Here is a 12,835-nt window from a genome sequence, read left to right as displayed (position 1 = left end):
ACCTCGTGGAGCGGGTGCCTATGCACCTGCCCCAAGCGGCGTCAGTCGACGTGCAAAGCGCGTTCCAATGCGGCCGTCTTGACCAGCTGCGAGATGACGCCCGGCTTGCCCTTCAATGCCACGCGCGCCAGCACGCGCTGATTGGCCATCATTGACTCCTGATAGGCGTCGTAGGACCGCATGCGCGCCTCCCACTCCTGCTGCAGCTTGGAAATATCGTTTGCCGTACGCAGGGAGTCACTGTTCACGGCCGAAAGAGTTCCCGCAAGATTGCCATCGGCGCCGCCTCGCCAGCCCATGATCTCAGACAACGACGCGTTGATGCTGGGAATGGTCTTCTCGATGAAATCCACCGTCTCGTTGCGCTTCCGGTTTTCCATCATCTGGATGTTGACGCACAGCTGCTGCTGCTGCGCGTAGAGATCACCGGAGGTATCCAGCACAAACTTCTTCAGCAGGCTGCCAGCGCTGAAGCCCGCCGACGTACGGCAGAGGTCGGCGACCATATAGTCGTCTGGAACCCGCTCCAATGTGGCGCCTGGCGGCAAGCCGAAGTTGTTGATCATGCCCTGGATCTGGACAAGCGCATTTTGGTACTCCTGGAACGTCCTTCTCCACCGAGTTACCTGAGCCGCGTACTCCAGCCCGTCAGCCTTCATTTGCGCCTTCCCTTGGGCAAAGTCCTTCAGTGCCTGCATGAGATTACTGAGGTCGAAGACAGGGTAACCACCGGCCGAAACCGACGTGGTGGAGAACATGACCATGCTCCCCAGCAGGATGGCTGCCAGGCGCTTCTGACGCAGACCGCGGTGGCGCTTGTGATTTCGGGATGTCATGCTCATGTTCTTCTCCAGGGGAATGGATTTCATTCGGCGCTGTCTGATCCAGGGCTTTCAAGCCGCATCGGTTTCGGCAGAGGCCTTGGCTTTACCAGAGCCCTTTCGGTTCTTGTAGAAGTCCTCCAGCCACTGTTCCGGCGTGAGTTCGTCCACGGTGATCCGATTGCGGACTGCAGCCGTCTGCAGCACCCGATGCATGATGTCGATGTTGTCGGTCGAGGCCGAGATCACCGACAGGATGTCGTCCATGCCACGCAGGTTGAGCTGGCAGACACTGGAAGCATGGCCCTGCTTGACCAGGAAGCAGCGCGAGCGCTCGTCCAGTGCCGTGACCACCTTGAACTCCGCCTCGGTCAACTTCAGGCCATCCATGTAGTCGCTCTTGCTGGCGTTCGGGTTCGGCAGCAGGATGAGCGTGGCGGTCTGCTCGATCAGGGCAGCGGAGATATCACTCTTCAGCGCGTCTTCCGGGCTCTGCGTGGCGAAGATGCCCAGGCCGTTCTGCTTACGGATGGTCTTCTGCTTGTTCTTCGCGAACTCCTTCAGGCCACCCTCGCCGTCCAGGATCTTCCAGAATTCGTCCATCACATAGATCAGCGGTCGACCGTCGATCAGCGATTCCAGGCGGTGCAGCAGGTAATTGATGACCGGCACGCGCACTTCGGGATTGTCGATGATGTCGGTGTAGTCGAAGCCGATGATGTTGGCCTTGCTCAGATCCACCGTATCGATCGGATTGTCGAAGACCCAACCCAGCGAATTGCCCGAAGTCCAACGGCGCATGCGCGCATAGAGGCCGTCGTCGCCCATGTTGGGCAGGCTCTTCTGGAAGTTGGTCATGCTGCGCAGATGCATCGGCGTATCGAGCATGCTCTCCACCGCACGGTAGATGTCCTCTTCCTCGCGGGCGCTGTACTCGCGCTTGCCGGCCAGCACCTTGATCAGGTCGGCCAGGAACTGCACGTTCGCTTCGTTGTTCTCGCACTGGAACGGGTTGAAGCCAGTCGGCGCACCGTTCTCCAGGGCCAGATAATTGCCACCGCAGGCACGCACGAAGATCTCCGCACCACGGTCCTTGTCGAAGAAGAAGATGGTCGGTGACGGCTCGTACTTCTGAACCTGGCTGAGCAGGAAGTTGATCAGCGCGGTCTTGCCGGTACCGGACTTGCCGATCACCATGGTGTTGGCGATCGCCTTCTCACCCAGCGAATTCTCGGATGGATGGGTGGCATGGAAATTGAAGTAATACGGCTGACCGTTGGTGGTCTGCAGCGTGGTCACGCAGTCGCCCCACGGGTTGTTGTGCTGCTTGCCGGTGGCGAAGTTGTGCAGCGGCGACAGGCCGAGGAAATTCAGCGAGCTGACGTTGGCCAGCCGCGTGCGGAAGCGCCAGTTGGCCGGCAGCTGCGAATAGAACGACGAGGTGACTGCCAGATCCTCCTTGGTCGACACGAAACCGGCGTTGGACAGCTCGGCACGGGTCGAGGCCACGTTCTGCGACAGCTTCGCCTGGCTGTCGCCATACACCGCGATGATGAAGTGGTATTCGCCCAGCACGAAGTTGCCTGACGACAGATGATCCATCGCCTGGTCGAGTTCGACGATCTGACTGACCGCCTTGTCGCCCGAGGAGATCATCATGCCCTTGGTCCGGTCCAGCACCTTCAATGCGTCCTGGCGTCCCATCGGGCTGAACGAATGGGTGATGACGTACTCGTAGTCCAGATACTTCAGACCATTGAGGATGCCCGGATAGGTGCCCTCGGCATATTCCTTGATATTCAGGATCGCGCCGAAATGGTTGACGCCATTGGGCGTATTGATCACGAAATCGCCGGTCTTGGCCGAGAACATATGACGGCTGACCGGAAGATAGTCTTTCACAGGCGCCGACAGCACCGGTACCGGCTCATCGATGCGGTTGATCAGGTAGCCGAACAGCTCAAGCGTTTCGGAAAACACCACGCCGTTCTTGGCTTCGTACATACCGAGCCGGTAAGGCGCGTAGTCGCGGATCACAGCTTCGACGTTGCCGGCGAGCTCCATCAGCTTCTCGACGGCCTGCTCCTGCTCGGCGCGCAGCTTGTCCACGTTCGCGGACTTCTCCACGAAGCGCTTTCCCGCCACCACCGGACGATAGATCATCGTCAGGTACAGCTCGTTCTGCATGATGCGCTGGGAGGACAGCATGCCCATGTACTGGTCGGACACATCCTGGTTGAAGCGCTGCTTGTAGTAGCTCTTTCCCTTCAGGGTGCGACGGCGCCGGATGTCATGCACCCAGAAGGCAACGTTGACGAAATCCGGCGCGCGCAGCGTCTGCAGCAACCGGTTGAAGGTGTTGTGCCGATGCTCAAGCTCCCATTCTTCGCGCCCCACGAACGGCAGCCCTTCCAGGTGCCACGTCAACAGGTAGTCGCCGCCCGTGGTCTTCACCACATTCGGAGCCACGTGCGACGACAAGGGGATGAATTCGCTGATGGAGGTATCTGGGTTGAACATACGACTGCTTCCAAAAGGTACTGCCGACAAAGATGCGGAGTTGGCCAGGCGGGCGCTCAACGCCCGCCTGGCCGGATCCAGCCCTCAATCCCTGGGGGCTGGCTTGTTGCGGTAGTGATTCGGGTTGAACACCCACATGCCATCATGCTCCTGCACGTTGCGCACCTTGAGCTTGAACATCAGGCGCAGGCCCAGCAGGCGGAAGATCATCTCGTCACGCTTGGCCATCTGCCGCATGATGAAGATGGCCACCGGGATGGTCAGCAGAAACCAGAAGTTCGTGTACATGCTCAGCAGCAACAACCCACCCGCCACCATGAAAAATGGCAGGTAGGGAACGCCCAGGAACATCGCTGGGCGCGTGCATCCCCGGAACAGGACGTTCTTATGCACTGTAGTACTGGACGGCGTGCTTGATCATTTCAAACGCCATGCCAGCGCCGTCGCCACCACCGACCTTTTCGCAGCTGCCAGCCTCCTTGCCGAGCAGCATGCGCGCGATCTGGCCTGCCGCGCCGATCAGCACACCGCCGATGAGGATCGGGGCCACGTCACCGATGCGCTTGTGGGCAAACGCAATCTGGTAACCGGCGAAGATCACGGCGATCGTGACCACGGCGATCGAGGCCATGTTCAGCAGACCGTTGATGTTGGAGAAGAAGCCGCAGACCTTGCCATCGGTGCCACCGAAGTCAGTGCCGGCCAGGGCCTGCGGAGCGAACACAGCACCGGCGAATGCGACGGCCATCAGCATGGTCTTCAGCGTGCGCTGGGCCTGGACGAGGTCGAGATTGAATCGCTTCATGGATTGATTTCCTTGTTGATGGACTAACACAACTGAATCGACCAGCCGGGGGACCGGTCGCACCACGACTTCGTCAGAACACGAAGGCCGCATCCCCTGCGGGAATCTGCTGCACCGGCGCACGGGGCGCCGGTGCGTTGTAGAAATTCTGGGTGTCCGCTGCCGGCGCGTTACGCTCATTCCACGGGCGCAGCATCACCGGCGCGTTCGCCCCGGCAGCCATCCCGGGAAGCTGTTGCGGCATGGCGGCCCCGCCCTGCGCCGCACCAGGCTGCTGATACGGCTGTGGAGCCTGCTGCGGCATGTCGTTTCCACCCTGTGCCTGTGGCTGCATCATTCGATCGACCGAGCCCAGCACCACGCGCGATACCGCCTGGTCGGCGATGTTCAGCAGGCTGCCGCGGGCCATCGCACCGGTGGATGGGTAAACGGTGTAGGCCCGGGCCGGGTCATTGGACGGCACGTACACCGGCGCACTGGCCTGGGCGACGATGCGTGCCTGGGCCGGCGAGGCCGTCTGCGGATGATGTTCGACCCTGACCACCCGACGCTCGCCGCGGCTGACCACGTCAATCGGCGCGACGCCGTTGCTTGCGACCTGCTGACCGCGGCGGATCGAGTCATAGATCTTCTGCACGTACCCGTGACGGAAGCCGGTCTCGAAGTTGCCCGAGTAGTAGCAGCTGAACGACTTGCCCCAGTCACCACCGGAGCGCTTGTAGCAATCGGCGAGGATGCGCGAACCAGCCTGCAGGTTCGGGCACTGCTGGAAGGCCTTCTCGTAGGAATCCAGCCCGTACTTGCCCAGGTTGTAACGGTTGACCTGGGCCAGGCCAATGGAGAAGTTGTAGCCCTTCTCCTCCAGCATGCGAACGGTGGCCAGCGCCTCGTCGAGGGCCTTGGGCTGGCGCACCAGGGCGCCGCCGACCACGCCGATGGCATAGGGGTTGCGCGACGATTCCACGTTGATGACGTGCTGCATCACGTCCATCGAGACGGCCATTTCCGGGCACGCCATCATTTCCAGTCCTGGCAGCATTGGTCAGCCCTCCTGCCCCTGGGCACGCCCAGGATTGAAGTCGATGCCGGTGATGTAGCGCGAGCCGGCATGCGCCTTGATATGCACGACGATGTCGATGGTCATCATCAACAGTCGCTTGATCACGTTGAACTCCAGGCCCGAACCCTCGGCCGAGGCCTTCACCATCAGCGCCAGCTGATCCCAGGTCTGCTCCGGGCTACCGGCATGGCAACTGGTGATCGAGCCCGGGTGGCCCGATGCGCAGTTGCGGATGAAGTAGAACGCCTCGTCACCGCGCAGCTCGGCCAGGATGATGCGTTCTGGCTTCATGCGCAGGCAGGCTTCCATGCAACTCTTTGCGCTGACATTGCTGGTGCTCTGCCCGCCCTTGGAGTACAGCAGGTGCACCACATTGGGTTGGGTCAGAAACAGCTCGCGTGCGTCCTCGATCGTGACCAGGCGCTCGTTGTCCGGGATATGATTGACCAGCGCTTTCATGAAGGTGGTCTTGCCGCTACCGGTCGCACCGGAGACCACGATGTTCTTGCGGTACATCACCGCACGACGGAAGAATTCTGCGTACTCGCGCTGCTGGCGCAGTTCCAGCAGCTCGCGGTCCTGCTCGCTCAGACTGCCATCCTGTTCCAGGATCTGGTTGAAGAAACCATCCTCGTGGTACTGGGTGAGCGACTTGGTGTGCTTGGACGGCAGGCGGATCGTGATCGAAACCTTGCCGGCATCACAGGCAGGTGGAATCACGAACTGCGCACGCTGGCCGGTGGGGAACGTGAGCGACACCACCGGATCGGCATCGGTGATGCGCTGGCCGGTGTTGCTTTCGTTCACTACGGCGGTGCAGAACTGCCGGGCCCGCTCGAAGGTCAGGCCCGGCACGTCCACCCGCTGCCACCCGGCCCGGGTTTCCAGGTACAGCTCACCGGGACGGTTGATGCAGATTTCCGTCACTTCCGGGGATGTCATGTACTCGGCGATGCCCAGCACTTCGTACTGATAGCGCAGGAAATCGCTGGAAACGAGGGCGAGGGGTGACACTTCGGCGTCCATGGTTGTTCTTCGGGTTACCGGCGCGGGTTGAGCACGTTGGTGAAGTCAACGTCCTTGGCGACGTAGACGTTCACGATGGTGCCCTGGTTGATGGTGACAGTCGGCGGGCGATTCGAACTGGTGAGGGCTTCGTTGGCGAGACGCTCCATCGTGCGCGCGGTGGCGCTTTCATAGGGCGAACGAACGGCGAAACCATTGCTGGAAACCGTCGTCGACTCTGGGCCATGTTCGGCTGCGGCGTACTTGAAGGCGTCGGCGATCAGGCTGATCATCAACGCCGACGCAATGCGACTACCCCAGTGCGCGCTGTACTGGCCAGGATGACCGGCACCACCCAGCTGATCCACGCCCGGGCTGGACATGGCCACGTCGATGCCATTGGGCGTGGTGATGCGATCCCAGATCACTTCCACGCGCTTGCCCTTGGGACCGCCACCGTACGCACCATAGATCTTGGACCCCTTGGGCAGCAGCAGGCTGCGGCCGTTGATCGAGTAGACCGGCTCGGTCAACAGGCACGACGTATAACCTGCAAGATCGGTGATGATGCGGGTCTCGAGTACACAACGCAGATAGGTGCCACGCACCAGCAGCGCGTCGGGGCTCCGGATGTAGGAAGCATTGGACACATCCTCCACATCAGGCCCGCGGCGCACCTTGGCCGGCGGAGCATTGCCGTTCTGCGCCTGCAGCGCAGCCAACGTGGCCTGCATGTAGGGATCGTCGTTGTCCCCTGCTGCGGCCTGGCCGCCAGCGTCGCCCGTGCCCACGCCTGCGCCACCACTACCGGCAATGCGGCGATCCAGCAGACTCGGGCCACGCTCGACCTCGCGCTCGGGTTCGGCACGAGGAATGAACGTCGGGCCCATCGTTTCCTGCGGCGGTGGCGGCAGCATCGGAATGGGCTCGGCGGCTTCCCGGGCAGCCTCGCGAATCGCGGAGGGTGCAATGATCGGCAGGTCGGGGGTGCTCGAACGTGCAACCTGCGGCGGCGCCTTGGCTTCTTCAGCGTCTTCCTTGCCCTTGCGCAGCAGCAGGAAGCCCATGGCCAGCAACAACACCAGGATGCCGCCGAGGAACAACAGCGCCTTGCGGTTCAAGCGCTGCTCTTCCGCAGAGCGAAGCTGTGGGGCACTGGCATCCAGATCCGGCGCCGCCTCTGTCTGCGCGTGCCCGTAGTAAGGGTTCGCCGATGGCTCCTGAGCCGCAGGCCCCTGTCCGTACGGAGACGGATTCGGATCGTTTTCGGGAGTGTTCTGCTGGCTCATTTCTTCACGTTCCTTCGCAGGCCGACGACGAAGTCGCCGTGGCGGATGACCAGGTACGGGTACGTCCCGTGCACGATCAGCGTATTGCCCTCAACCGTGGTGTTGACCACGAAATCCTCGCCATACTCCTTCTCGCGACCGAATACGGCCGGGAAGATACCGGTCTTGTACTCGGGCGAGTTGGGCAGTTTCAGATAGGTGAAACGGCCATCGTCGTAGGCGTTGACCGGGACCAGCCATCCCATCTTCTTGGCCTTGCTGGTCGAATAGGAGTAGTTGAAGTTGTATTGGCGATCCTTGGCCAGCTCGGTACTGAGCAGCGGCTGCGCCTCCTCCTCGACCGCCGACTGGGCAGGGCCAAACACAGTGTCATTCGGATAGACGAATGCGATCTTGTACTGCACGCCGGCGCGACGGGCCTGCTCAAGCTGGCGCCAGTCGGTGGCAACGACCTTCAGCTCGAAAATGTACGAATGGGTCTCGGTACGCACCATCATGTTGGTGTCGACGTCGACGTTCTTCGGCTTGAGATAGAACACGTTCTCGCGACGGGTGAGTTCCCAGCCGCTGCTGAAGCCGGTGCTGTAGTCGAGGATCTTCTCGTTCGGGCTCAGCTCGATCTGGGTGGTGAGGCCCAGGCCGGTGCGAACCGGGTAGATGCGGTCCTTCTCATACTCGTAGTGGTCAACTGCCTGTGCCATCGCCGCGCTGGAAAACACCAGCGACAGCAACGACAGCAGCGCCCACGCGCTTCCCCTGATTTTTCGACTACTCATCGGTTGCTTGCTCCATCAGCATTTCCGGTGGAATGGTTCGGTGCCGGCATCATTGCCGGCTGTCCCGGCGCGCCCTGCCCCGGCATCGGCTGCCCCTGGACCGGCTGCCCCTGCATGGGCGCACCCTGCATCGGCTGCATCTGCCCATTGGCCGGCACTGCGACGGGCTGACCGGTGGCGGGATCGATCATGGTGGCAGCGGCCGGATTGTTCGGAACGTACATGCCCTGCGCCTGCTGTGCGGCGAGCTGTGCCTGTTGCGCGGCATCCTGGGCCTGCTGCTGCATGGCACCGTCATCCGGCACGGGCACGCCGCGCGCATAGTCGTTGTCGACACGGTACTCCGTGACCTGGAACGCCAATGGGTTGAGCACGCGGTCCTGTTCGGAGAGCGCCAGATTCTGGTTGTACTGGAAGCGCATGGTGACCAACTGGTTGTCCAGATAGGTCGATGCACCGCTGCGCTTGTCGAGCAGGCTGCGCTGGATGCGCACCGACGCGCCACGGAAGCTGCCGTTCGCCTGCACGCCCAGCGGGGTGATGCTGAGGATCTTGACCCTGATCGCCTTGCCCCGGCCGTACATCACGAACGGATTCTGCGGATTATTGCTGGCATAGCGCTGCTTCATGCTTGCGGCCACGGCATCACTGGACATGACGAACACCAGCTCCCAGTCGCGCAACCCCATCACCGCGGAGTCGTACGACTCGCGCGCCAGCACGTACTGGGCGACATTGCTGCGGTTGACCGCTTCATTGGTGGTGATCGTCTCGCCCTGGAACGTGCCCCTCAGGCGCGCCACCGTGGCGGTACCCGTGTAGGCATCAGCCATCACCAGGAACGGCACCTTCTCCTTCAGCGGCAGCATGTAGTAGTAGCCGCCAGCCAGTGCCAGCGACATCAGCAATGAGCCGGTGGCGACCCACCAGGCACGGCGCTCACTGCGACGCGCCATGTCGGCCACGGTGATCTCGTAGCTGACCGCCTTGGCGACCGACTGCTCGACCTTGGGACTATTGCCGGGATCCTTCTTGCGGAACATGGATTCTTCCGTACTGCTGAAACATCAATGGGCGTGGCACCCCTGCGACAGGCGCGGGGAGCGGCACGTTCGATGATTTCGAGGTGGACTCAGGTGCCGCTGTTGGAATCAGCGCCCTGTGCCGACGCGGTCGGCGTCGAGCCAGCGCTCTGCACAACGATCTGGTTGCCAACGATGGAGACGGAGATGCCCTGCGCTGCATAGGCCGCCGTCAGATCGATCACGGCCTGCTGAGCGTTGGTGGTGTCGATGTTGGAAACCGCGCCGTACAGGGTGAAGTCCGAGCTCAGGCGGTAATCCAGCGTGCGTCCGGAATCCTTGGCCCAGCGCTCGAGCATGGCTTTGAGCGTGCCATCCATCGGCGAGGCTTGGTAGACGTAGCTGGAGTACAGCGGGATCTCGGTGGTTGCCGCAGCAAAGCGGTTCACCGGCTTCCAGCGGCCTCCGAAATCGGGAGCGGACTTGGTGGCGCAACCGGCCACCATCAACGCCGCCACTGCGGCGATGGACATTTTCGCGATAAACGCCTGATTCATACGGGCTTCACTTTGACGTACGAAAAAGCAGTCCCGAGCATTGGTCCCCTGGTCGTCCGGCGCTGCGTCGCGCACGCCGGAATCGGAGCGACGCACTGACTGGCAGCACACCCACTCCGGCTCCCCTGCAGCCAACGGCTGCCAACCAAGTCGCGGGGCCGCCAGACACTCCCGGCGACACACCCGCATACCTCACCAACGTCGAAACCATCCATGTTTCATGGCACAAACTCCTGGCCACCCTGCTCTACAACATCTGCCATCCATCACACATTTCTGAACGGCATGCACAGGGTCGCACAACCACGCGTCAATTCCATGTCAGACAAGTCTGAAAATCTATGAACAAATGCCGAATTCTTGACTCAACTCACGTTTTCACGTCAGTGAATATGAATCTACGTCACAAATTTAACGACGTGAATTAGACGTTAAGCATTGGAACGTCGACTTTCGGCAGCAGCCGCGAGGTGAAGTAGCGATCCTTGTAGTAGCGGATCTTGTCGCACTTCACCGGATGCGGTATGCCCTCGTACAGGAACACTTCCTTGTCCGGCCCCATCGCCTTCAGCTCCTGCGGCAGCATCAGTGCCCGCCGCTCCTCGGTGAAGCTGTGGGTCTTCTCGCGGGCGTGCGTGACGTTCTTCTTGCGGATGGTGGTGTAGCCCAGCATGTCCGAATAGTCGTTGGCGTCCTGCTGCTCGCGCGGCGCGTACAGGATCTGCAGCGCGTGGTTGGTGATGATCGTGCGCGAGACTTCCCGGCCGTAGGTGGCATCGAGCTGGGACATGCTCTGGATGATCGGCAGCAGGCGGATGTTGTAACCGGCCATGTAGGACACCGCCGAGGCGATGATCTCGACCTTGCCGATCGAGGTGAATTCGTCCATCAGCAGCAGGCACTGGTACTTCAGGTCCGGGTTGGACTTGGGCAGTTCCTTGGTGTTGAGGTTGATCAGCTGGCTGAAGAACAGGTTGATGATCAGCCGGCTCTCGGCCAGCTTGTTCGGCTGGATGCCGATGTAGATGGTCATCTTCTTCTTGCGCACGTCGGTCAGCAGGAAGTCGTTGCTGCTGGTGGCCTTGTCCAGCACCGGGTTGATCCAGGGATTGAGCGGTTCCTTGAAGGTGCCCAGGATCGAGGCGAACGTCTCGTCGGCCTGGGACAGCATGTTGGCGAACGCCGAACGCGCGTTGCCACTGAGGAACGAACGCTCCGACAAGGCCTTGAGGTACTTCTTCAGATCGGTGCCATCGCCGGATGACAACCGGTAGACAGAACCCAGCGTCGGCGTGCCCGAGCCGCCCGGGAAGCCACTGCTGCGCTCGTCGTCCCAGTTTTCGAACAGATACAGGGTGAAGGCCATGAACGCGTTGCGCGCCTGGCTGACCCAGAACTTCTGGTCCTCGGCGCCGTCCGGATACAGCATCGCGGCGATGCTCATCAGGTCCGACACCCGGAATGCCGGATCATCGGAGACATAGCTGAGCGGGTTCCAGCGGTGCGTGCGCCGATCCTCGGCGAAGGGATTGAACAGGTAGATCTCCTGGCCCTGGCTGGCGCGCCAGCCGCTGGTCAGGTCGAAGTTCTCCTGCTTGATGTCCAGCACCACCAGCGATTCGCCGTATTCCAGCAGGTTCGGGATGACCACGCCCACGCCCTTGCCTGAACGGGTGGGTGCCGCAAGAATCACGAACTGCTGGCCATCCAGCCGCACCAGTTTGCCGCCATGGCTGCCGACCACGATGCTCTGGCCGGTCTTCTTGAACATGCCATGCCTGGACAGGTCGGCGCCGGTGGCGAAGCGCGCGTCGCCATGCAGCGAGCGCTTGTCCTTCTTCAGCAGCAGCACCAGACCGGTCACCAGCAGGACCAGCAGCGGCAGGCCGAAGCCCACGTAGCCGGCCCACTTGATCTTGCCCACGAACGGCGCAACCTGCGGCTGGCCGATGGCGTGGTAGTACTGGTAGTACGTGTTCCAGGTGAACAGCTTGGTGTCCAACCCCAGGAACAACAGGGTCAGGTAGCCGGAAAACACGAAACCAAGCAGCAGGGTCGCCAGCGTGACGATGGCGATGAGCAGATACTTCTTACTGGGCAACACCCGAATCCTCCATGATGCGCACGAGGGCGCGACGGCCTAGCGGCGGCGCCAGCGCGACGCCTTCTTCCGCAGGTTGTTTTCGTTCTCCAGCCCGGGCTCTTCGCCCTCTTCACGCACCCGCTGCAACAGCAGTTGGCGCGCTTCGGCCAGTGATACCAGGTCGGTCAGACGATCCCCATCGTCGGCGACGACCGCATGGCCGACCACATCGCCCGGAGCGTACACCGGCTCGTAGGACACTGCTACCAGCTGATAGCGGCCACGGGTTTCCAGCACATGCCTGAATTCCTGCATCGCATTCCTCCTTGTCGGGGCAACACTGCGTCCCCTGCCCCGCCATGATGCCCATCGCAGTGTCATCGGCGTATGCACAAGCGCTACGGCTTCTGCGCGAAACTGTCTGCGGATATCCAAGGAGATTGCAATGGACTGGGTAGCACTTGCACGCACGCTGGCCACCGAGGCCCACACGGGCCAGACGGACAAGGCCGGCCAGCCTTACATCTGCCATGTGGCGCGGGTGGCGGCCGCGGTGCGCGGCGACGATGACGCCGAAGTGGTGGCCTGGCTGCATGACGTAGCCGAAGACTGCCCGGCGTTTGCCGCACGGATCGAGGTCTTTCCCGCCCCGCTGCGCGAGGCGGTCCACCTGCTCAACCGCGACGCGGCCCCCGACGCGGACAGCTACTACGCGCGCATTGCCGCCCACCCGCTGGCACTGAAGGTGAAGCAGGCCGATCTGGATGACAACGCCGATCCGCAGCGCCTGGCGATGCTCGACGCGGCGACGGCCGGGCGCCTGCGCGGCAAGTATGCGCACGCCCGGGCAGCGCTGGGCATCTGATCGCGCCGCGCGATGGCGGGTGGGCGAACGTG

At 62.0% G+C, this 12,835-nt stretch carries 13 protein-coding genes; 1 reads left to right on the top strand and 12 read right to left on the bottom strand.

Annotated features, from left to right (window positions below):
* Positions 1 to 41: 41 nt before the first annotated feature.
* The 12 genes from AC5P9L_RS05135 to AC5P9L_RS05080 form a co-directional block, all read right to left on the bottom strand.
* On the bottom strand, positions 42 to 869 hold the full coding sequence (locus AC5P9L_RS05135) for a hypothetical protein (protein WP_024958425.1): 828 nt from the start codon (positions 867 to 869) through the stop codon (positions 42 to 44).
* 24 nt (positions 870 to 893) lie between these two features.
* Entirely contained in the window at positions 894 to 3,341 is a 2,448-nt protein-coding gene (locus AC5P9L_RS05130) for a VirB4 family type IV secretion/conjugal transfer ATPase (protein WP_024958424.1), read from the bottom strand.
* A gap of 84 nt (positions 3,342 to 3,425) precedes the next feature.
* Positions 3,426 to 3,734: a VirB3 family type IV secretion system protein gene (locus AC5P9L_RS05125; protein WP_012480639.1), complete on the bottom strand. Its 309-nt coding sequence runs from the start codon at positions 3,732 to 3,734 to the stop codon at positions 3,426 to 3,428.
* Positions 3,727 to 4,146 carry a TrbC/VirB2 family protein gene (locus tag AC5P9L_RS05120; RefSeq protein ID WP_012480640.1) on the bottom strand — a complete coding sequence of 140 codons (420 nt, stop codon included), beginning with the start codon at positions 4,144 to 4,146 and terminating at the stop codon, positions 3,727 to 3,729. Before AC5P9L_RS05120 ends, AC5P9L_RS05125 begins: the two co-directional genes overlap by 8 nt.
* A gap of 73 nt (positions 4,147 to 4,219) precedes the next feature.
* Positions 4,220 to 5,185 (bottom strand): lytic transglycosylase domain-containing protein, encoded by a 966-nt coding sequence (locus tag AC5P9L_RS05115; RefSeq protein ID WP_024958422.1) that lies wholly within the window; start codon positions 5,183 to 5,185, stop codon positions 4,220 to 4,222.
* A gap of 3 nt (positions 5,186 to 5,188) precedes the next feature.
* Positions 5,189 to 6,232, bottom strand: coding sequence for a P-type DNA transfer ATPase VirB11 (virB11, locus tag AC5P9L_RS05110; protein ID WP_012480642.1), 1,044 nt, complete (start codon positions 6,230 to 6,232; stop codon positions 5,189 to 5,191).
* Between the two features lie 14 nt (positions 6,233 to 6,246).
* On the bottom strand, positions 6,247 to 7,500 hold the full coding sequence (locus tag AC5P9L_RS05105; RefSeq protein ID WP_099473713.1) for a TrbI/VirB10 family protein: 1,254 nt from the start codon (positions 7,498 to 7,500) through the stop codon (positions 6,247 to 6,249).
* The gene (locus tag AC5P9L_RS05100) at positions 7,497 to 8,276 is read right to left on the bottom strand and encodes a TrbG/VirB9 family P-type conjugative transfer protein (protein ID WP_012480644.1); all 780 of its coding nucleotides are present in this window, start codon (positions 8,274 to 8,276) and stop codon (positions 7,497 to 7,499) included. The genes AC5P9L_RS05105 and AC5P9L_RS05100 overlap by 4 nt, the downstream gene beginning before the upstream one ends.
* Positions 8,273 to 9,319 carry a VirB8 family type IV secretion system protein gene (locus AC5P9L_RS05095; protein ID WP_043034645.1) on the bottom strand — a complete coding sequence of 349 codons (1,047 nt, stop codon included), beginning with the start codon at positions 9,317 to 9,319 and terminating at the stop codon, positions 8,273 to 8,275. The genes AC5P9L_RS05100 and AC5P9L_RS05095 overlap by 4 nt, the downstream gene beginning before the upstream one ends.
* Positions 9,320 to 9,408: 89 nt before the next feature.
* The gene (locus tag AC5P9L_RS05090; protein ID WP_012480646.1) at positions 9,409 to 9,855 is read right to left on the bottom strand and encodes a hypothetical protein; all 447 of its coding nucleotides are present in this window, start codon (positions 9,853 to 9,855) and stop codon (positions 9,409 to 9,411) included.
* Between the two features lie 424 nt (positions 9,856 to 10,279).
* Positions 10,280 to 11,959, bottom strand: a complete 1,680-nt coding sequence (locus tag AC5P9L_RS05085; protein WP_005410127.1) for a type IV secretory system conjugative DNA transfer family protein — start codon at positions 11,957 to 11,959, stop codon at positions 10,280 to 10,282.
* 36 nt (positions 11,960 to 11,995) lie between these two features.
* Positions 11,996 to 12,253, bottom strand: coding sequence for a hypothetical protein (locus AC5P9L_RS05080; RefSeq protein WP_005410128.1), 258 nt, complete (start codon positions 12,251 to 12,253; stop codon positions 11,996 to 11,998).
* 130 nt (positions 12,254 to 12,383) lie between these two features.
* Between AC5P9L_RS05080 and AC5P9L_RS05075 the strand changes: the two genes are divergently transcribed.
* Positions 12,384 to 12,803, top strand: coding sequence for an HD domain-containing protein (locus AC5P9L_RS05075; RefSeq protein WP_043034643.1), 420 nt, complete (start codon positions 12,384 to 12,386; stop codon positions 12,801 to 12,803).
* Positions 12,804 to 12,835 lie beyond the last annotated feature (32 nt).

The organism is Stenotrophomonas sp. YJH_SMC_64, assembly GCF_059371375.1.
Note: the sequence above shows the minus strand (reverse complement) of the source record. Positions and strands in the feature narration are given on the sequence as shown.